Origin of the sequence: Marinomonas profundimaris (genome assembly GCF_000508165.1) — a bacterium.
In the GTDB taxonomy this organism is placed as follows: domain Bacteria; phylum Pseudomonadota; class Gammaproteobacteria; order Pseudomonadales; family Marinomonadaceae; genus Marinomonas; species Marinomonas profundimaris.
The window spans coordinates 1-19,677 of the sequence record NZ_AYOZ01000001.1 but is presented as its reverse complement, the minus strand read 5'-3'; the positions used below and the strand labels follow the sequence as shown (position 1 = coordinate 19,677).

General features: G+C 43.2%; 20 protein-coding genes. 3 read left to right on the top strand and 17 right to left on the bottom strand.

Features of this window, described 5'->3' with window-relative positions; translation table 11 throughout:
* Positions 1–36 precede the first annotated feature (36 nt).
* The 15 genes from hisS to iscR all read right to left on the bottom strand — a co-directional run bounded on the left by hisS (position 37) and on the right by iscR (position 13,951).
* A complete protein-coding gene (gene hisS, locus D104_RS19275; RefSeq protein ID WP_024022244.1) occupies positions 37–1,311 on the bottom strand; it encodes a histidine--tRNA ligase in 1,275 nt (424 codons plus the stop codon).
* A gap of 9 nt (positions 1,312–1,320) precedes the next feature.
* Positions 1,321–2,433 carry a flavodoxin-dependent (E)-4-hydroxy-3-methylbut-2-enyl-diphosphate synthase gene (gene ispG / locus D104_RS19270; protein WP_024022243.1) on the bottom strand — a complete coding sequence of 371 codons (1,113 nt, stop codon included), beginning with the start codon at positions 2,431–2,433 and terminating at the stop codon, positions 1,321–1,323.
* Positions 2,434–2,441: 8 nt separating this feature from the next.
* Positions 2,442–3,446 carry a RodZ domain-containing protein gene (locus D104_RS19265; protein WP_024022242.1) on the bottom strand — a complete coding sequence of 335 codons (1,005 nt, stop codon included), beginning with the start codon at positions 3,444–3,446 and terminating at the stop codon, positions 2,442–2,444.
* 1 nt (position 3,447) lies between these two features.
* On the bottom strand, positions 3,448–4,173 hold the full coding sequence (locus D104_RS19260) for a hypothetical protein (protein ID WP_024022241.1): 726 nt from the start codon (positions 4,171–4,173) through the stop codon (positions 3,448–3,450).
* A 42-nt stretch (positions 4,174–4,215) separates the two neighbouring features.
* Entirely contained in the window at positions 4,216–5,331 is a 1,116-nt protein-coding gene (gene rlmN / locus D104_RS19255; RefSeq protein ID WP_024022240.1) for a 23S rRNA (adenine(2503)-C(2))-methyltransferase RlmN, read from the bottom strand.
* 146 nt (positions 5,332–5,477) lie between these two features.
* The gene (gene ndk / locus D104_RS19250; RefSeq protein ID WP_024022239.1) at positions 5,478–5,885 is read right to left on the bottom strand and encodes a nucleoside-diphosphate kinase; all 408 of its coding nucleotides are present in this window, start codon (positions 5,883–5,885) and stop codon (positions 5,478–5,480) included.
* A 154-nt stretch (positions 5,886–6,039) separates the two neighbouring features.
* A complete protein-coding gene (locus D104_RS19245; RefSeq protein ID WP_024022238.1) occupies positions 6,040–7,194 on the bottom strand; it encodes an IscS subfamily cysteine desulfurase in 1,155 nt (384 codons plus the stop codon).
* A gap of 44 nt (positions 7,195–7,238) precedes the next feature.
* Positions 7,239–7,664, bottom strand: coding sequence for a SufE family protein (locus D104_RS19240; RefSeq protein WP_024022237.1), 426 nt, complete (start codon positions 7,662–7,664; stop codon positions 7,239–7,241).
* 102 nt (positions 7,665–7,766) lie between these two features.
* Positions 7,767–8,297 (bottom strand): putative Fe-S cluster assembly protein SufT, encoded by a 531-nt coding sequence (gene sufT, locus D104_RS19235; RefSeq protein ID WP_024022236.1) that lies wholly within the window; start codon positions 8,295–8,297, stop codon positions 7,767–7,769.
* A gap of 4 nt (positions 8,298–8,301) precedes the next feature.
* On the bottom strand, positions 8,302–8,652 hold the full coding sequence (locus D104_RS19230; protein ID WP_024022235.1) for a HesB/IscA family protein: 351 nt from the start codon (positions 8,650–8,652) through the stop codon (positions 8,302–8,304).
* Positions 8,653–8,661: 9 nt separating this feature from the next.
* A complete protein-coding gene (locus D104_RS19225) occupies positions 8,662–9,879 on the bottom strand; it encodes an aminotransferase class V-fold PLP-dependent enzyme (RefSeq protein WP_024022234.1) in 1,218 nt (405 codons plus the stop codon).
* 11 nt (positions 9,880–9,890) lie between these two features.
* Entirely contained in the window at positions 9,891–11,150 is a 1,260-nt protein-coding gene (gene sufD, locus D104_RS19220; protein WP_024022233.1) for a Fe-S cluster assembly protein SufD, read from the bottom strand.
* Between the two features lie 3 nt (positions 11,151–11,153).
* Positions 11,154–11,939: a Fe-S cluster assembly ATPase SufC gene (sufC, locus tag D104_RS19215; RefSeq protein WP_024022232.1), complete on the bottom strand. Its 786-nt coding sequence runs from the start codon at positions 11,937–11,939 to the stop codon at positions 11,154–11,156.
* 13 nt (positions 11,940–11,952) lie between these two features.
* A complete protein-coding gene (gene sufB / locus D104_RS19210; protein WP_024022231.1) occupies positions 11,953–13,389 on the bottom strand; it encodes a Fe-S cluster assembly protein SufB in 1,437 nt (478 codons plus the stop codon).
* Between the two features lie 73 nt (positions 13,390–13,462).
* Positions 13,463–13,951 carry a Fe-S cluster assembly transcriptional regulator IscR gene (gene iscR, locus D104_RS19205; RefSeq protein WP_024022230.1) on the bottom strand — a complete coding sequence of 163 codons (489 nt, stop codon included), beginning with the start codon at positions 13,949–13,951 and terminating at the stop codon, positions 13,463–13,465.
* A 306-nt stretch (positions 13,952–14,257) separates the two neighbouring features.
* Here iscR and D104_RS19200 point away from each other — a divergent pair, with 306 nt between their 5' ends.
* Positions 14,258–14,779 carry a hypothetical protein gene (locus tag D104_RS19200; protein WP_024022229.1) on the top strand — a complete coding sequence of 174 codons (522 nt, stop codon included), beginning with the start codon at positions 14,258–14,260 and terminating at the stop codon, positions 14,777–14,779.
* Between the two features lie 44 nt (positions 14,780–14,823).
* Here D104_RS19200 and D104_RS19195 read toward each other — a convergent pair whose 3' ends face one another.
* Positions 14,824–16,845, bottom strand: a complete 2,022-nt coding sequence (locus D104_RS19195) for an oxidoreductase (protein WP_024022228.1) — start codon at positions 16,843–16,845, stop codon at positions 14,824–14,826.
* 115 nt (positions 16,846–16,960) lie between these two features.
* Between D104_RS19195 and D104_RS19190 the strand changes: the two genes are divergently transcribed.
* On the top strand, positions 16,961–17,572 hold the full coding sequence (locus tag D104_RS19190) for a TetR/AcrR family transcriptional regulator (RefSeq protein WP_031214355.1): 612 nt from the start codon (positions 16,961–16,963) through the stop codon (positions 17,570–17,572).
* On the opposite strand, the gene D104_RS19185 is transcribed toward D104_RS19190, so the two are convergent.
* A complete protein-coding gene (locus D104_RS19185; RefSeq protein ID WP_024022226.1) occupies positions 17,558–18,466 on the bottom strand; it encodes a DMT family transporter in 909 nt (302 codons plus the stop codon). The two genes, D104_RS19190 and D104_RS19185, sit on opposite strands and share 15 nt — an antisense overlap.
* 107 nt (positions 18,467–18,573) lie before the next feature.
* On the opposite strand from D104_RS19185, the gene D104_RS19180 reads away from it, so the two are divergent.
* On the top strand, positions 18,574–19,506 hold the full coding sequence (locus D104_RS19180) for a LysR substrate-binding domain-containing protein (protein WP_024022225.1): 933 nt from the start codon (positions 18,574–18,576) through the stop codon (positions 19,504–19,506).
* Positions 19,507–19,677 lie beyond the last annotated feature (171 nt).

Genomic DNA, 19,677 nt, shown 5'->3' with positions numbered 1-19,677 from the left:
TAATCGTTTAATAAAGCGGCTCTATATTAAATACAATTATAGTTTTTCATTAATGTATGTCGGGGCATCTGCCAGTAAACAAGTATGCTGTTCACCTGTTGACATATCTTTGATTTGACACACGCCGCTGTCAATTTCATCCTGTCCTAAAATCATCGTGAAACGAGCCTCTGATTTATCTGCTTTTTTCATTTGATTTTTAAAGTTACCGCCACCACAGTGACGCAAAACCACGCGACCTAAGTCAATTTCACGGATACTTTCTGCCAAAACAAATGACGCAATTTCAGCGTCGTCGCCCATGCTAATAATAAACACATCGGTCGAGAACTTTGCGGTATCGGGAATTAAGCTCAGGGTCTCAAGGAGTAGAACCAAACGTTCAATTCCCATCGCAAAACCAACGGCAGGCGTTGCTTTACCACCTAACTGCTCAACCAAACCATCATATCGCCCACCCGCACAGATAGTGGCCTGTGAACCAAGATGCGATGTTACCCATTCGAAAACTGTTTTTCCGTAATAATCCAAGCCACGAACTAAGCGATGGTTAATCACATAAGGCACATTATTGGCTTTCAATATAGCTTGTAGGCGCTCAAAGTGCGCTTGTGACTCTTCACCAATAAAGTCTTCAAGATTAGGGGCATTTTTTAGAACAGATTGTGTAGATTCATCTTTTGAATCCAATATCCGTAATGGATTAGACACCAAGCGGCGCTGGCTATCTTCATCAAGTTGGTCTTTAAACCCTGTCAAATATTCAACCAAAGCGGCTTTAAACGCTTCGCGCTCGGAAGCCAAACCTATGGTATTCAACTGCAACTCGACATGCTCTAAAAGACCAAGCTTTTTCCATAGTCGAGCCGATAATGTAATCAATTCCGCATCAATATCAGCAGAACCCATACCAAATGCTTCAACACCGATTTGATGAAATTGACGATAACGGCCTTTTTGCGGGCGCTCATAACGAAACATGGGGCCCGTGTACCACAGGCGCTGCGTTTGGTTAAACAACAACCCAGCTTGATCGGCTGCACGAACACAGCTTGCCGTCCCTTCAGGGCGCAACGTCAACGATTCACCATTACGATCATCAAAGGTATACATTTCTTTTTCAACGATATCGGTTGTTTCGCCCACACCGCGTTTAAACAAATCCGTATTTTCAACAATAGGAAAACGGATTTGTTGATATCCATAAGACTTAACAACGTCTGCTACTGTTTTTTCAAGGTATAACCAAACAGAAGACTGATCAGGCAAGATGTCATTCATCCCCCTAATCGCTTGAATTTTACGAGCCACAATGGATCCTTAATTTTTTGCGATGATATTGGCCAATTCCCGTTCTTTGACGGACGCTTTATCACGAATCATTTTTTCTAAATCATCAACGAGTGTTTCATTTTTCGTCTTGCTGTTCGGCTTACCGTCTTGGTAAATCAAGTTATTTGGCGAACCACCAGCAAGTCCAATGTCAGCTTCTTTTGCTTCACCCGGGCCGTTTACAATACAACCGATAACAGCAACATCCATTGGAACCACAATGTCTTCAAGACGCTCTTCTAGCTCATTCATGGTTTTAATAACGTCAAAATTCTGTCGAGAACAACTTGGGCAGGCAATAAAGTTAATGCCTCGATTTCGCAGTTTCAAACTGCGCAACATATCCCAACCGACTTTAATTTCTTGGACTGGGTCTGCAGCTAATGACACGCGAAGTGTATCGCCAATACCATCCATCAATAACAAACCAAGGCCAATTGACGATTTGACGGTGCCTGAGCGTAAACCGCCGGCTTCTGTAATTCCAAGATGCAATGGATTATCAATTTGGCTGGCAATTTTTCGATATGCCTCAACGGTCATGAAAATATCAGATGCTTTCAAACTCAGCTTATACTCATGAAAGTCCAACTCATCAAAATATTGAATTTGACGAAAAGCAGACTCAACCAGTGCATCTGGTGTTGGCTCACCGTATTTTTTCTGCAGATCTTTTTCCAAAGAGCCCGCATTTACACCAATTCGTATCGGAATATTTTTATCACGCGCACAATCGACGACAGCACGAACACGATCTTTATTACCGATATTACCTGGGTTAATTCGTAAGCAATCAACGCCATATTCCGCCACTTTTAACGCAATCTTGTAATCGAAATGGATATCAGCAACCAGTGGCGTATCTATTTGCTGACGAATTTTTTTAAAGGCTTCGGCCGCATCCATAGAAGGAATAGAAACACGAACAATATCCGCACCAGCATCGGCGATAGCACGAATTTGAGCGACTGTCGCATCCACATCACAAGTTTCAGTGTTCGTCATACTTTGAACACTGATCGGCGCACCACCGCCAACCGGCACATTCCCAACCATAATTTGACGAGAGTGACGGCGTTTAATAGGTGATTCAAAATGCATAAGATTCTCTACTTGAGCTCAAAACGAGCCAAATCTTTACGTGTAAAAGAAGAAAAGTCGAAGTCTTCACCTTTGTATTTCAAAGATGACACACCTTTGGCATAGCCCAACACAACACGATATGGCGCATTGCCGGTTAGCGCTAATGTACTACCTGAAGGTTTCACCCCTGAAAATAAAATCTTACCGGATCCATCACGAACTTCAGTCCAGCAATCTTGATCAAAAGCAATTTCAACATCATTAGAATACGAAGGTGCCTGAGGGATAACAACAGGCTCTGCTGGAACCTCTGCCGTTGCTCTTACCACTTCTTCAGGACTAACACCTGCCTCTTCTAAAATGGCCATCGTTTCCGCAGAAAGCCCTGTCACAACGCCACCATTCGTAAGCGTTTTTTCGCTTTTCGTGACCTTACTTGTTACCGCTTTTTCCGAGACTACTTTTTTAGCAATCGTTTTCTCTGAACTCGACACAGGAGCAGATTCATTTAAGACGTCATTGACAACAGGTTCAACTGGTGCCGCTTTCGGTGTCTCTATCTCTACCTGCGCCGTAACTTCATTATTTATATCGCTGCCTTCGTCAACCTTATTTGGCTGAGATGGCCACCAGAAAACGAGAAAAATCAGAACCGCAACAATAACAATGGAGGTAAAGATGACAATGGGATCACCAAGATGTGTCTGTTTGTTGACTTTATCTACTGGCTTAATCGTTGACTCAGCCCCTTCCCGCTCACTATCAAATGCATGAAGCATTTCAGAATGGTCTATTTCTAGAAGTCGGCAATAGCTCTTAAGAAAACCGCGGGCAAATGTTACAGAACGGAAATATTGAAACTCGTTGGCCTCAAGCGCACGCACTTGATCAATTGGAATTTTTAGCGCTGTAGCAACATGTCTTTCATCAAACTCTAGCTCTAGTCTTTTCGCTTTTAATCTCTTACCAATGTTAATTGTATCTGTACTCGTTTTACTTACAGAAGCATCCGTTTGAATTTCAGTTGTCATGTCAATACCTTGAGCCATTCAGGCATGTAAAATTACTCGCAGATGAATACAGTGTAGGGTCAGTCTCGCGTGCAGTTAAATGCCACGACAGACAATTGTATTCATCAAAATGCACCGATCCTCGGGCAATTTTTTTATCAGCCTGGATATTATTAAAAATTAAGCGAGCTTTGTCATTACTACCCTGTATTAAAACAAGATTGAGCTCTGTCATCAAACCAATCAGAGGCAATTCCGCAATTTCTTTTGCCTGTTTTAGATAGATTCCCGCCAAATTTACGTGATTCTGACGTATTGCACATCGAGAAAGATTAATTTGTACCGATTGACGCTTAGTGAAGCCATTTTCATCCGCTGTTTGAAAAGCCTCACACGCGTCTTTCCAACGATCTTTCAGCCCCAACAAAACACCATAGTTGTTCCAAATAAAATCGTCTTCCGGGTATTTTTCCAATGCCATTTCGTGCACCAACAATGCGTCTTTATATCGCTCAACACTCAGCCAATACAAACTTAATAACCGCCAATAATCTCGTTCTTGAAGAGGTTCCGCTATTCGATCCAATTGATTCTTCGCGAGCGCCCACTGCCCCAACAATAGGTGGGCTTGTGCGAGCGATAATCTTTTGGATTCAGAAAGAGGTGGCGAGGAAGGAGGTACAACCTGATAAGCGCAAGAGCTACAAAACGAACAACACAATAAAAAAGCAATTAACCGTAATCGCATACTGACATCCTTGTCATATACTGAATAAATTAATTGAACAGCCTAGCTATTCACTTCTCGCAATTCAATGTATTTCTGGCTACGGCGAGTCTTATCATGGAAGTCACCAACCAGCTGACCACAAGCCGCATCAATGTCATCACCGCGAGTCGTTCGAACGGTCACGGTATAACGAGCGTCTGCCAAGATTTTCTGAAAACGACGAACGCGATTGTTTGACGGTTTTTCATAACCCGAATGAGGGAACGGGTTAAACGGAATTAGATTAATCTTACATTCCAAATCTTTAAGCAGCTCTGCCAGCTGATGTGCCTGTTCTTCGTTATCATTCACACCAGACATCATCGTGTATTCGATAGTAATGTGTCGTTTATCTGGCAAGTTAGCTAAATAGTGCTGACAAGACTCAAGCAACTCAGCAATTGGGTATTTCTTGTTGATCGGCACCAATACGTTACGTAATGCATCATCCGGTGCATGCAGCGAAATTGCTAAAGACACATCAGTGCGTTTTACTAATTCGTATATTTTAGGCACAACACCGGACGTACTCAATGTCACACGACGCTTAGATAAACCATACGCATGGTCATGCATCATCAGAATCATTGAATCAACAACCGGCTCAAAATTCATCAGAGGTTCACCCATGCCCATCATAACGACATTTGTCACGCGACGAGGGCCATTTGGATCCATCGGGCCAAAGGATTTAATAGCAATCCATACTTGACCAATAATCTCTGCCGGCGTTAGGTTACGGTTGAAGCCCTGCTTGCCAGTTGAACAAAAACTGCAATCCAAAGAGCAACCCACTTGTGAAGAAACACAAAGAGTTGCACGGTCACCATCCGGAATTAAGACCGTCTCTACACAATCATTCTTTCCGCCATCCGTACGAATAATCCATTTCCGAGTGCCATCTTTGGATATATTCTGAGAAACAACTTCTGGCGCACGAATTTCACAAATTTTTTCCAACTTTGCACGCAGAGACTTACTGACATCGGTCATTTCATCAAAGCTTTCCGCGCCTTTTTGATGAATCCATTTCAGCACTTGAGTCGCACGAAATTTTTTCTCGTCGATTGATTCGAAAAATTCGATCAGTTTTTCAGGTGATAGCCCTAATAGGTTTACTTTTTTGATGTCAGTCATAATTCAAGATCGCTTGCTGTGTATAGCATTAAGTGTAAACGAAAAAAGCCTCTGAAAAGAAAGGTCTTTTCAGAAGCCTCTGTAAAAAAGCGGGCTAACGCCCGCTTTTACAAATCAGTTCGGACAAAAAAAGTCCTCGCTGTCAATTACTTACCGAAGAAGTAAGCAATTTCACGTGTAGCAGATTCAACAGAATCAGAACCGTGAACTGCATTCGCATCGATAGATGTTGCGTAATCTGCGCGTAAAGTACCAGCAGTCGCTTCTTTAGGGTTAGTCGCACCCATTAGTTCACGGTGACGAAGAACTGCGCCTTCACCTTCAAGAACAGAAACAACAACAGGACCTGACGTCATGAAAGCAACCAAATCTTTGTAGAAAGGACGCTCTTTGTGTTCAGCGTAGAAACCACCAGCCAATTCGTCGTCTAGTTGAATCATTTTAGCTTCAACGATTTTGAAACCAGCACGCTCAAAACGAGTGTAAATTTCGCCGATTACGTTTTTCGCAACAGCATCAGGCTTGATGATAGATAGAGTGCGTTCTAACGCCATGGTATAACTCCAAATTAAATTTTAAGGGTGATGCCTTTGCATGACCCAGGACATAAAAGTTCAGCGCGCGTATTATACGCATCAACTCATTAAAATTGTACGATAAAACAAACATTATTTATTCAAATAGAAAGAAAAGCTCTAATTATCACACTTAAGCCACAGATCTAAGACGGATCACTGCATTTTTAATGGTTTCAGCAACAAAATCCACTTCCTCCTGAGAGGTGAAGCGACCAATAGAAAGACGCAATGAACTGTGCGCCAATGACTCAGCCAATCCAATTGCTCGCAATACATAAGAAGGTTCTAGACTTGCAGAAGTGCATGCGGAGCCAGAAGAAACCGCAATATCGCTCAAAGACATAAGCAGTACTTCGCCATCAACATCGTCAAAACCAATATTAATCACACCCGCAACACGCTGATCAGAATCACCATTTAGGTGAACACCTGATAACTCATTCAACGAAGACCACAATCGTTCTCGTAACACTTTTATGCGCTCACAATCCACCGCCATCTCAGCGCCCGCTAGATGGAACGCTTCCCCCATGCCGACAATTTGATGCGTCGCCAATGTACCAGAGCGCATACCTCGCTCATGGCCACCGCCGTGAATCTGAGCTTCCAACTTAATTTTCGGAGAGCGACGAACAAACAAAGCGCCAATTCCCTTCGGCCCATAGGTTTTGTGTGCTGTAAGCGACATTAAATCTACCTTCATCGCATTAACATCGATAGCCACCTTACCCGTGGTTTGGGCAGCATCAACATGAAAAAAAACACCATGAGAACGTGTTAACTCGCCTATCGCCGCAATATCGGTCAACACACCTAGCTCATTATTACCATGCATCAAGGAAACCAAAATAGTGTCTTCACGAAGCGCGTCTTCAACTTGACTCGGTGAAATCACGCCATGAGAATCAGGCTGAAGGTAAGTCACTTCAAAGCCTTCTTTTTCAAGTTGTTTACATGGATCGAGCACCGCTTTGTGTTCAATCATTGACGTAATAATATGACGACCTTTTTGGCGGTAGGCATGCGCAATACCTTTCAATGCTAAATTATTTGCTTCCGTTGCCCCCGAGGTCCAAACAATTTCACGAGAATCTGCGTTGATTAGCGTGGCCACTTGTAACCTAGCTTCTTCTACCGCCTCCTCTGCTCGCCAACCAAAAAGGTGTGAACGAGAGGCTGGATTGCCAAAATTACCATCCTGAGTCAAACACGCCATCATTTTTTCAGCCACTCTTGGGTCGACTGGCGTGGTAGCAGAATTATCTAGGTAAACCGGGGTGTTCATTTAAAACTCTCCAACAAAAACAGTCTCTACAAAATACTCTAAAACTAAACTGCAGCCTGTGCGATACCTTTGATACGGTTCACAATAGAGCGCAAGCCATTACCACGCGTCGGACTAAGATGCCTCTCAAGATCCAACTCTTCGAAATACGCCGTGATATCAAACGCTACTATTTCTTGTGGTGTTTTATAATTTAAAGCCGCCAATACCAACCCCAGTAAACCACGAACAATAATAGCGTCGCTGTCTACCGAAAAGGTAAGCACTTCACCTTTTTTTTCATCTTGCTCACTACCAGGTTGAATCCAAACGCTACTCTGACAACCCTTAACCAAACGCTCCGGCGTGCGCCACACATCATCAAAGGCCGGCAAAGACTTACCAAGATCAATGATGTATTTGTACTTATCTTCCCAATCGTCAAAAAACGACAGGTCGTCAACAATGTCTTCCGTACTAGGTAAGGACATGACTCCCCTCTTAAATATAAAACGTCAGTAAAACAAAAACGGCGCTTAGCAAAACCAAGGCCGTTTCATAGTGTATTCGATATAACGAAAGCAACGAAGAACTTAGAAGAACAAACCCGCTTCTAATTGCGCCTCTTCACTCATCATTTCCCGTGACCAAGGCGGATCAAACACCAACTCAACATTCACCTGTTCAACATTCGGAACCTTTGCAACACGATATTTCACATCACCAACCAACACAGGCCCCATTCCACAACCTGGCGCAGTCAGTGTCATATCAATCTGTACTGTTTTGGTTTCTTGATCTAATACCACTTTATACACCAAACCAAGAGAAACCAAACTGATCGGAATTTCAGGATCGAAAACTGTATCTATCGCCTTCCAGACCTGATCTTCGCTAATTTGACCTGTACCAAGATTTTCAAATTCAAGAATCTCAGGCTGTTGGCCAATTGCCTCGGCATCAGTTCCATCAATTCGCAACATATTACCTTGCCACGTCACCGTGTAATTACCACCGAGACTTTGGTTAATGGTAATAAACTGTCCTTCAGGAATGCTAACCGGCTCACCGCTCGGCACTCGTCGTGCTGGACAAGCACGATTTGTCACTACCATTTTTTGCATGAAGTTAACTCACACTAAAGCTTTCGCCACAGCCACATTCAGCCACGACGTTTGGGTTATGAAACTTCACCACTTCATTGACGCCTTCGCGTACCAAGTCAATCTCAGTGCCGTTTAGCATAGCTGTCGACTGCGAATCGACGGCGAAAGTTACATCACCAAAAGACAAAACGGTATCTTCTGCCTGTGCCGCGTCAACAATATCAAGCACATAAGAAAAGCCCGTACAGCCACTTTCTTTTGTACTCAATCGAATCAACTTACCAGGCTGTTTAACCAACTTGGATGTAAAGTATTTCTGCGCGGAAGCGGTTAACGACACGCTAGAGACAGGATCAAATGTTGTTGCTGTCATTGAAACCTCCTAAGCCAACATGGTTCGCACTTTTTTCAGCGCGACAAATAAGGCATCAACCTCATCCAATGTATTATAAATAGAGAAAGAAGCACGCGCCGTACCGGGTACATTAAATCGCGCCATTAAGGGTTGTGCACAATGATCACCCGTACGAACAGCTATCCCCTGTCGATCCAACAAGAAACCAATATCAGCAGGGTGGCCATGATCCATCACAAAGCTCAGAACACCAATTTTTTCTTTGGCATTTCCTATGATAGTCAAACCTTCAAACGCTTCTGCCAATTTGGTTGCATGATCCAACAAGGCTTTTTCATGAGCAGCAACCGCCACTTGATCCAACGCACTAAACCAGCGAATAGCTTCACCCATCGCAATGGCATCACCCACATTCGGAGTGCCTGCTTCAAAGCGATACGGCAACACATTCCAAGTGGCATCTTGAAGAGTAACCGTGGAAATCATTTCGCCACCGGTACGCCATACTGGCCAATTTTCCAGCACAGACTCTTTGCCCCAAAGGGCACCAATACCCATCGGGCCATAAATTTTATGCCCAGAAAAAGCATAAAAATCACAACCGATATCTTGAACATCTGCCCAACCATGAGCAGCGCCCTGCGCACCATCCACTAAAACCCACGCACCAAACCGTTTCGCTTTGGCCGTCATTGCCTTCACCGGATTAATGGTACCTAGCGCATTCGACACATGAGGAAAGGCGACAAATTTGGTGTTTTTATTGAGCATGGCATCATAAGCGTCTTGATCCAGCTCACCAGCGTCTGTCACAGGAATCGTTCTTAGTGTTGCACCAGACGCCTTACACGCCTGCTGCCAAGTGACTAAGTTCGCATGGTGATCCATTTCTGTGGCAATCACTTCATCACCTGGCGACAACAAAGAACTCAAACCATTTGCAATGATATTGATGCCTTCTGTCGTGCCTGTTGTCCAAATAACTTCTTCACGCTTTGGCGCATTAATAAAGTCTTTAACGATGTCTCGTGCTGCCTCAAAACGGCGAGTTGCTTCATCCGCAAGGCGATGAGCACCACGATGCACATTGGAATTGCACGTCGTATAGTAGTCAACTAATGCATCAATAACGCACTGTGGTTTCTGAGTCGTCGCCGCATTGTCTAGATAAATCAATGGATTGCCATCAATTTCACGTTTTAAAATCGGAAATTGCTCACGGATAGCCGCTACATCAAAACTCATTCGATTCTCGCTTACTTCACTTCCATTTGCGAAAAGCGTTCACGAATAATAGGACGAATCCACTCCGCTAACGCCGCATTTGGCATTAAATCAATCAACTCGTTAATAAAGCCAAAGTTGAGCATAACTTGCGCTTTTGAACGACTCACACCACGCGTCTGCAAATAGTACAATGCTTGCTTATCAATCTGTGCAACAGTGGCACCATGAGCACATTTCACATCATCTGCGTAAATTTCTAGCTCAGGCTTGGTATTAATTTCTGCTGTGTTTGACATTAACAGGTTACGGTTGTTTAGCTCCGCCAACGTTTTCTGAGCATCACGATGAATATGAATACGACCATTGAAAACAGCACGCGCACGGTCCGCAACGATGCAACGAACATTTTCTTCTGTGGTGCCATTTGGCATCGCATGTTCAACCGTTGCATGAAGGTCGAACAATTCTTTCCCATCCAGCAAATACATGGCGTTTAACTTAGCATCCGCAAATTGACCCGCGTGTATAATATCTGTATCCAAGCGAGACAAGTCACTACCAAAACCCACGATCGTACTGTGCATTTTTGCATGGTCATGCAAGTTAAAATGACTGCCACCGATAGCGACATTTGTACCGGTTTGAAGCGCAAAACGGTAATGCTCTAAATAGGCATTACTCGCCACATCGTATTCTACAAACGCAGTATTCAAACTGTCGCCCGATGCTTGCACATCTTCAATTACCGCCAATCGAGAACCTGCGGCTAAGCTCACCTGCACCCGAGTATGAGATTCCGCGCCATGACTCAATAGAGAGCTAATTCGAATTGGCTGAGCAATTTCAACACCCTCTGCAACAGAAACAACGACAACATCTTGCGCCAGTGCATCATTCACCAAACCAAACAAATGACGCTCAGGTTTAATCGTTGAAAAAGCGTTCAATGCTTGTGCTTGCTGTGCATTTTCTAAGGTTTGGCCAAGCGAAATAGACAAGCCTTCAGGCAATATTTTCGTCAGCTGCGAAGCATCAAATTTACCGTTCACAAAAACCAATTCGATGGCCGATAAACCTGCAATATCCACTGGAGATAACGCCACCACATCCTTGATTACTTTTGCCGTCGAACGTTCAACAGAACGAAGTGGTGTATAACGCCATGCTTCTGTTTTTCGTGTCGGCCACTTGGTTGTTGATAACAACTCAAGAGCATGGGCACGTTTAGGTGCAAGCCAATCATTAATACCGCGCGCTCGAGTAATGGCGCTTTCTAACCATTCACTCATGCATTACCCCTCAAGTTCGTCTTCAGCTGGCTCTTTTTGCAACCAAGCGTAACCTTGAGCTTCTAACTCAAGCGCAAGGGAAGCATCACCGCTTTTAACGATTTTACCGTCAGATAACACATGTACAAAATCCGGTTTAATGTAATCTAAAAGGCGCTGATAATGCGTCACCACAATAAAACTACGGTCAGCAGAGCGTTGACTATTTACGCCTTCGGCAACCACTTGCAACGCATCAATATCCAGACCCGAATCGGTTTCATCAAGTATGCAAAGCTTTGGTTTAAGCAACAGCATTTGCATTAACTCGTTGCGTTTTTTCTCGCCGCCAGAAAAACCTTCATTCACGCCACGCTTCAAAAACGCCACAGGCAAGTTAACTTGTTTACAAGCCGCTTTGGCTTCTTTCAAGAAATCAGCGGAGCTAATTGCATCTTCACCACGCGCTTCGCGTTGCGCATCAACAGAGGCTTTCAGAAACTCTAAATTACTGACACCTGGAATTTCAACGGGATACTGAAACGCAAGAAATAGCCCTGCACGCGCACGATCTTCTGTTTCCATTTCCAGTAGATCTTCACCGTTAAGTGTCACACTACCGCTTTCTACGCTGTATCCGTCGCGACCCGACAAAACATAGCCTAAAGTACTTTTACCAGCACCGTTAGGGCCCATAATTGCATGTACTTCACCAGGCTTGATGTCTAAATCTAAACCTTTAATGATCTGTTTTTCTTCTACGCTTGCGTGTAAATCTTTGATCGTCAACAAACTTTTGGTGTTCGACATGTTCAATAATTCCTTAACCTACAGAGCCTTCAAGGCTTATTTCTAGTAACTTGCCCGCTTCAACGGCAAATTCCATTGGCAATTCTTTAAATACTTCCTTACAGAAGCCATTCACAATCATGGACACGGCTTTTTCAGGATCCAGCCCTCGCTGACGACACAAGAACATCTGTTCGTCACTGACTTTAGATGTCGTTGCTTCGTGCTCAATAATCGCGGACGGGTTACGGCTTTCAACATAAGGGAAGGTATGTGCGCCACATTGATCGCCGATTAAGAGCGAATCACATTGTGTAAAATTACGCGCGCCATCAGCACCTGGGTTCATACGAACAAGACCACGATAGCTGCCATTACTTTTACCCGCTGAAATACCTTTAGCAATAATGGTCGACTTGGTGTTTTTACCAATATGAATCATCTTAGTGCCAGTATCAGCCTGTTGACGCCCACGAGTAAGTGCAACAGAATAAAACTCACCAACACTATTATCACCTTTCAAAATACAACTTGGGTATTTCCAAGTGACAGCAGACCCTGTTTCAACTTGAGTCCAAGAAATTTTTGCGCTGGTATGACAAATGCCTCGTTTCGTCACAAAGTTATAAATACCACCTTTTCCGTTCTCATCACCTGGGTACCAGTTCTGTACGGTCGAGTATTTAATTTCAGCATTGTCCATCGCAACCAATTCAACAACCGCTGCGTGCAGCTGATTTTCATCACGCTGTGGCGCAGTACAGCCTTCCAAATAACTTACGTGACTGCCTTCATCAGCAATAATCAACGTACGCTCAAACTGGCCTGTGTTCTGCTCATTAATACGGAAATAGGTCGACAACTCCATTGGGCAACGCGTGCCTTTCGGAATATAGACAAAAGAACCATCGGTAAATACAGCGCAGTTTAAAGCGGCGTAGTAGTTGTCTTTTTTAGCGACAACACTTCCAAGATACTTTTTCACAAGCTCTGGGTGTTTTTTGATGGCTTCGGAAATCGGACAAAAAATAACGCCCGCCTCTTCTAGCTTATCGCGAAAAGTCGTTACAACAGAAACAGAGTCAAAGACCGCATCAACGGCAATGCCTGCTAGCATTTGTTGCTCTATAAGGGGAATACCAAGCTTTTCATAGGTACGCAATAACTCAGGATCAACTTCGTCCAGTGACTTCGGTTTGTCCTTCATGCTTTTCGGTGCTGAATAGTAAGAAATCGCCTGAAAATCTATTTTCGGGTAATCGACCAATGCCCAATCTGGCTCTTCCATTTCAAGCCATTCACGAAATGCACTTAGGCGCCACTCGAGCATCCATTCAGGTTCACCTTTCATTTCAGAAATACGTTGAATGACACTCTCATCCAAACCAGGCTCAAACGTCTCTGATTCTACATCAGAGACAAAACCGGCTTCGTATTCCCTTGCCAGCGCCTTATCTATCTGCTCAGTCATATAAAAACTCACTCATTATAGGAACAAACACACTGAACATCAGTGCATCAGGTTCTACTAATTTATTCTTTACTTAATCAACAATCGCCGCGCGTATTTTGTCACTGTCAAAGCAACTTTGTCGGCTTTCAAAATTTTGTCGCTCAGCCACTTGTCGAACATCATTTCGGTGCACAAGTTGCTCCAAACTAATCTGGCTCAGAAAATCGTGTATTTGATCACTTAAATCACACCACAAATGATGAGTGAGGCAGGTGTTACCACTTTGGCAATCACTGCGCCCTTTGCATCCTGTAGCATCAACGGATTCATTTACGGCATCGACTATTTGTGCAACAAAAATATCATCATTTGAACGACTCAGACGATAACCACCACCTGGGCCTCTTACGCTGGTTACCAATAACCTCTTCCGAAGTTTAGAAAACAACTGTTCAAGATAAGACAGAGAGATTCCTTGTCGATTCGAAATATCCGATAAAGACACTGGCCCTTGATCCGAATGCAACGCCAAATCAAGCATGGCGGTTACCGCATAACGACCTTTTGTTGTCAGGCGCATAAGCTATCCAATTTAGATTATTCTGTGAGGGTAAATAGTACACAAAACCTACTGTTTTGATCAAGTATTTACCCGACTATTTTAGTAGGTTATTACCTTAACCAAAATAATCAGGGCGTATTTTACGTGCACCAAAGGAAAAACTAAACCGCAGAATGCGATTTCAAATACATAATAAAAATAGAATAATGGCGACAATCGCTAGGAAATTCAGAATATTTGTAAAATTCCGTCAAAATACTTGTCCTTTCACGACAAACCAGCAAACTGATAAAGAGAGACATGTTAAAAATATGAGGGAATACAATGTCACCAAAAGATATCGATGAAAAAGCGCCAAACGAAGAAGCGCCAAAAAAAAGCGCCAAAGGATTGCTGGTTGCCTGCCTAGTATGCTTCATCCTTAGCATTACGACCTCATCAGGCATTGCTTACTTCCTTATACAATCTAGCAAGGCAGACCCAGAAACCACGTCAAAACTCAACGATCAAGACGACCTGATCGCCAACTTACAACAATCACTCTCACAACAAGAAACAAAAATACAAGCCATTGAAAATCAAAACGATGTACTAAAACTGTACCTCAAGCACAGCAGCGCCACCGCATTAAAAAATATACTAATAAACCAAGAACAGAATATTCAGGCGTATTTGAAAGTAATGAAATCTGCCATAGATGACCTATCTCTGATCGTCCCTAGAACCATGGATTGGAATAACGAATACCAATATCAACTAGATCTCGCTCAAAAAGGCAGTATAGAAAGAGAAGATTTACTGAAGTTACTAAAAACAGGCGAGCCAAACGAAAAAGCCCCACAGTGAATACTGCAGGGCTATGATTCAATACTCGAAACCTGATTTGAGAACTAAATAGTGGAAGCTAATACCGTTCCTTGCTTAATCGCTCGCTTCGCATCCAGCTCAGATGCGACATCCGCACCACCAATCAAATGTACGCTGCTGCCGGAATCTTCTTCCAGCAGCCTATTTGGTTCTTGTCCTGCACAAATCACAATTGTGTCCACGTTTAAACACTGATATTCGCCATCAACGGAAATATGCAGCCCTTCGTCGTCAATGCGTTGATAGTCGCAGCCAGACAAAAATGTAACGCCTTTTTTGAGCAGTTCAGTACGATGAATCCACCCAGTCGTTTTACCCAAGCCCGCGCCCACTTTACTTTTCTTGCGCTGCAGTAGAAAAACCTCTCGTTCAGCTTTCACAAAAGCCGACTTCATTCCCTCTACACCACCCCGAGCCGCTAACGTCATATCGACGCCCCACTGAGACATAAACTCTTCAATTTTTTGCGACTTATGCGAAGCAGGGTCTATTAAGTATTCACTAATATCAAAACCAATTCCGCCAGCTCCTATAACGGCAACACGCGGGCCAACAGGATGACCATTCATCACATCCAAATAGCTCAATACTTTCTTATGTGTAACCCCTTCAATTCCTGGCGTTCTAGGGAGAATCCCCGTCGCTAACACGACATCGTCAAACGCACCATTTTTTAATAATTCGCCATCAACCCGCGTATTCAGATGAAGATCCACACCCGTTAGCTCTATTTGTCGCTTGAAGTAACGTAACGTTTCGAAAAACTCCCCTTTACCAGGAATACGTTTAGCGATATTGAATTGACCACCAATTTCACTCCCTGCATCGTACAGGGTCACTTTATGGCCACGCTTTGCCGCCGTAGTCGAAAATGCCAACCCGGCAGGACCTGCACCGACAACGGCAATACGCTTAGGCTTTTCTGTTGGACAAATGACCAGCTCCGTTTCATGACAGGCTCTAGGATTAACAAGACAAGACGTCAATTTATTGGCAAAAACATGATCCAAACAGGCTTGGTTACAAGCAATACAGGTGTTTATCTCATCAGAACGGTTTTGCTCCGCTTTTACGACAAATTCAGGGTCAGCTAGAAAAGGCCTCGCCATAGAGATAATATCCGCATCGCCACGAGCCAGAACTTGCTCCGCAACTTCAGGCGTATTAATCCGGTTAGACGTCACCAAGGGAACGGTTAATCGCTTACGTAACGCTGCAGTCACCCAGGTAAATGCCGCGCGAGGCACCTTTGTGGCGATGGTCGGCACTCTGGCTTCATGCCAGCCAATTCCAGTACTAATGATCGTGGCACCCGCTTTTTCTATCTCTAATCCAAGCGTCACTACTTCTTCTAAATCACTACCACCTTCAACCAAATCCAACATAGAAAGACGATAGATAATAATAAAATCACCACCGACTGCTGCCCGTATTCGTCTCACAATCTCGGTAGGAAACTTGATTCGATTTTCGTACTTTCCGCCCCAATCATCGTCACGGTGATTGGTCCGTGCCGCGATAAATTGATTCAGAAAATAGCCCTCAGACCCCATCACCTCAACACCATCGTACCCAGCTTTTTTTGCCAATACGGCGGCATTTATAAAGTCTAAAATTTGCTTCTCAATACCTTCTGACGTAAGTCCTTCTGGCTCAAAGGGGTTAATAGGCGCCTTCACTGCAGAAGGCGCGACCAATTTTGGATTGTACGCGTAACGGCCTGTATGCAATATTTGCATGCAAATTTTTCCGCCCGCATCGTGTACCGCGTCCGTAATGGCTCGATGCGTTAACGCGTCTTTCTCTGACGCCATTATAGCGGCACCAGCATAGACAGCGCCTTCAGAATTTGGCGCAATACCTCCAGTAACAATGAGCCCTACGCCTCCTCTTGCTCGTTCAGCGTAAAAGGCGGCCATACGCTCCACTCCGCCTTTCATCTCCTCTAAACCTAAATGCATAGATCCCATAAGCACGCGATTTTTTAATTGAGTAAACCCCAGATCCAAGGGTTCAAATAAATTTGGGTACGTTGTATGGCTCATATTACGACTCGCTTTGATTATTATTTTTATGCAACCGCTGCCCGCGTGCAATTTTGACACTGTCAAGATAGTTTTTCATTTTGACATTGTCAAGATGAAAGGCTCTAATTGCCCTATGACAACATTAAAAAAACACTACCACCACGGTGATCTCACGACATCTCTACTTGAATCCGCCTCTTTAATCATCAAAGAGCAAGGCGTAGAAAATCTAAGTATGCGCAAACTAGCAGATATCGTTGGCGTATCCCGAACCGCGCCATATCACCACTTCAAAGACAAAAACACCCTACTTTGCTCTCTAGCAGAACAAGGTTTTAAAGAACAAGAAAAAGATCTTAAACGCCTAACTCATCAAAAAAATGCATCAAGAGAAAGTTTCGAACGTTATGTTTTGATGTACTTAGAATACGCAAGATCACACAGCGAAATATACGATCTAATGTTTGGCCGTACTATTTGGAAGGCAGGCACGCCAACAGACTCATTAAAAGAAGCGTCTAAACAAACCTTTAAAGCATGGGTTAATTGGGTAGAGCAACTGCAACAAGGTGGTGTATTACCAAATAGCAATACACCGCTTCGTATAGGACAAACAACATGGGCAAGTCTGCATGGACTAGCAAGACTACTGATTGATGGGATATACCTAGATCAGACAGATCAATCAGAAATGACAGATCAAATGATCAAAAACCTTTGTCTGAATGATTTAGCCAGCCCCTAAGCTAGAACGAGTACTCGACAATAACTGCTCCTTACGAAGCCTTTTGATGTCTCGATGACTCAAATAGAGCAAAGGAGTAATAACAAAAAGAGAACCAATAAACAGACCTAAATCTGGCGTCTCTCCGAACACCCACCATCCGAGCAAAAAAGCAAAGATCAGCCCAGAATATTCCGCACTAGTGACTTTGCTTGATGCCACATATCGATAACCAATCAAACACGACACACTGTATAAAATAGAACACATGGAAGAGAATACAGAATATACGAGTATTTCAACTTGAAACACCTCCCCTTCCCACAACGTCAACCCCATCGCCAATGGCAACGCACAGAGCTGAGTAATCAATAATCCATAAAGCATATCTTGCTCTTGGGGTAGCTTCTTTATCAACAGACTATTTGCCGCCAATACCACGGCAAATAAAATAGCACTCACCATTCCAAAGGTAATTTCCGTCGGCCTTAAAATAACCAAAATACCAATAAACCCAAAAAAAGTTGCCAGAACAACATCGACGGTTAAGCGCTCTTTGTAGAAAAAAGCACCAAACAACATGATAAAAATAGGGGCGGTATAAAACACAGAATTTGCCGTCGCCAACGACAATTCAGATAAAGAAAGGACAAGTAAAATCGCCGCCAAAACCCATATATTCCCGCGAATAAAGTGAAGTTTCAAACCTAAAAAAACAGCTGAGCTAGGTCGACGAAAATGCCTAAAAGCCACAATAGGTATCAATATCATGCACATAAACACAGCACGAAATAAAGTAAATTGAAAAATAGGTACCTCAACACCAGCAAGTTTGATGAACACATCGCATAAGGTCGCAAAAAAACTACCTAGCACCAAAATTAAAATAGCACTACTTACTGTACGGCCAGACATATCACCTCCCTTTACAAACATTCAATTTTTGTAAAGTGTAATCCGACTAAAACATTAGATAAAATGATATATTTAAATATATTATTAGTTATTTGGATAACAAAACAATGCTCCCTCCACTAAAATCACTACCTGTGTTTGAAACGGTCGCAAGACTGAATAGTTTTTCGTTAGCCGCCAATGAACTAAATGTAAGCCAAAGCGCAATATCCCACCAAATCAAAATTCTTGAAAACCACCTTGGAGAGAGTCTATTTTATAGGCAAGGCCGACACTTAGAACTAACCAAGGAGGGCCGTCACTATTTAGATGTGATCAGCCATTCACTGTTACAAATAGCTCAAGCAACCAACAAAATTAAAGGTGAGCAAACAACGCATATTAGGTTAGCGGTTTACAGCTCGTTTGCCGTTTACTGGCTAATCCCTAGACTGCCTGAATTAAAGCGCCAACACCCTAACTTAGAGCTCAGCATTGAAATGAGTGACGGCTCACCAGATCTATCCGATCGAACCGCAGACTTTTTTATCACGGTAGAAAAAGAAAAAAGAGGGTTTTTATTTGAATCTCTCTACGAAGAAGAACTATTTCCAGTATGCAGTCATACCTATCTTGAGATCATTAAAAGTAGGTTAAACGCGACAACGGATAAAGAGCTCGCCAATAAGCTAAACACAATACCCAGCCCGTTAGCTCAGTTCTCCCTCATCACCTCATACAGCATCTATGATCGTCACTTAGAAGATTGGAAGCACTGGTTCAAAAATTTAAAACAACCTTTCCCTGTCTCGACACAATTTCATCGATTTAGCCACTTGATGCTTGCGTATGAAGCCGCAAAACATTCACTTGGTATCGCGCTTGTAAACGACTATATGATGAATGAAATAACCGATGAAGCAGCACTCTTAAAACTTCCGTGCAGCGCATTTAAAACGGGTGATAATTTTTATCTAGCTTACAAAGAAAGTCGAAAAAATGAAGAAGGGATTCAATATTTGAAAAAATGGCTATGCGAAGAAGCGAAAGCACTTCCTTAATAAAGCTCTAACTAAAGAAGGCTTTTTTACGATAAAAACACAATACGAGCCTATTTTTTAAGGGCTTGGCTCAAAATGACACTTTCCCCGAGCCGTTTTCTCAGCCCCCTTCTTATAGACGTAAAAAAGCCCTGACAGCATAGCTATCAGGGCTCTCTTAATTATAAGCTT

What these genes read in the sequence shown, in the direction of transcription:
- D104_RS19190 (WP_031214355.1), top strand. Translation starts at nt 16,961, where the DNA reads ATGACAACATTAAAAAAACACTACCACCACGGTGATCTCACGACATCT.
- D104_RS19195 (WP_024022228.1), bottom strand. Translation starts at nt 16,845, where the DNA reads ATGAGCCATACAACGTACCCAAATTTATTTGAACCCTTGGATCTGGGG.
- D104_RS19245 (WP_024022238.1), bottom strand. Translation starts at nt 7,194, where the DNA reads ATGAACACCCCGGTTTACCTAGATAATTCTGCTACCACGCCAGTCGAC.
- sufB (WP_024022231.1), bottom strand. Translation starts at nt 13,389, where the DNA reads ATGACTGAGCAGATAGATAAGGCGCTGGCAAGGGAATACGAAGCCGGT.
- D104_RS19185 (WP_024022226.1), bottom strand. Translation starts at nt 18,466, where the DNA reads ATGTCTGGCCGTACAGTAAGTAGTGCTATTTTAATTTTGGTGCTAGGT.
- rlmN (WP_024022240.1), bottom strand. Translation starts at nt 5,331, where the DNA reads ATGACTGACATCAAAAAAGTAAACCTATTAGGGCTATCACCTGAAAAA.
- ispG (WP_024022243.1), bottom strand. Translation starts at nt 2,433, where the DNA reads ATGCATTTTGAATCACCTATTAAACGCCGTCACTCTCGTCAAATTATG.
- sufC (WP_024022232.1), bottom strand. Translation starts at nt 11,939, where the DNA reads ATGTCGAACACCAAAAGTTTGTTGACGATCAAAGATTTACACGCAAGC.
- D104_RS19240 (WP_024022237.1), bottom strand. Translation starts at nt 7,664, where the DNA reads ATGTCCTTACCTAGTACGGAAGACATTGTTGACGACCTGTCGTTTTTT.
- sufD (WP_024022233.1), bottom strand. Translation starts at nt 11,150, where the DNA reads ATGAGTGAATGGTTAGAAAGCGCCATTACTCGAGCGCGCGGTATTAAT.
- D104_RS19260 (WP_024022241.1), bottom strand. Translation starts at nt 4,173, where the DNA reads ATGCGATTACGGTTAATTGCTTTTTTATTGTGTTGTTCGTTTTGTAGC.
- D104_RS19180 (WP_024022225.1), top strand. Translation starts at nt 18,574, where the DNA reads ATGCTCCCTCCACTAAAATCACTACCTGTGTTTGAAACGGTCGCAAGA.
- D104_RS19230 (WP_024022235.1), bottom strand. Translation starts at nt 8,652, where the DNA reads ATGACAGCAACAACATTTGATCCTGTCTCTAGCGTGTCGTTAACCGCT.
- iscR (WP_024022230.1), bottom strand. Translation starts at nt 13,951, where the DNA reads ATGCGCCTGACAACAAAAGGTCGTTATGCGGTAACCGCCATGCTTGAT.
- sufT (WP_024022236.1), bottom strand. Translation starts at nt 8,297, where the DNA reads ATGCAAAAAATGGTAGTGACAAATCGTGCTTGTCCAGCACGACGAGTG.
- D104_RS19200 (WP_024022229.1), top strand. Translation starts at nt 14,258, where the DNA reads ATGTCACCAAAAGATATCGATGAAAAAGCGCCAAACGAAGAAGCGCCA.
- ndk (WP_024022239.1), bottom strand. Translation starts at nt 5,885, where the DNA reads ATGGCGTTAGAACGCACTCTATCTATCATCAAGCCTGATGCTGTTGCG.
- D104_RS19265 (WP_024022242.1), bottom strand. Translation starts at nt 3,446, where the DNA reads ATGACAACTGAAATTCAAACGGATGCTTCTGTAAGTAAAACGAGTACA.
- D104_RS19225 (WP_024022234.1), bottom strand. Translation starts at nt 9,879, where the DNA reads ATGAGTTTTGATGTAGCGGCTATCCGTGAGCAATTTCCGATTTTAAAA.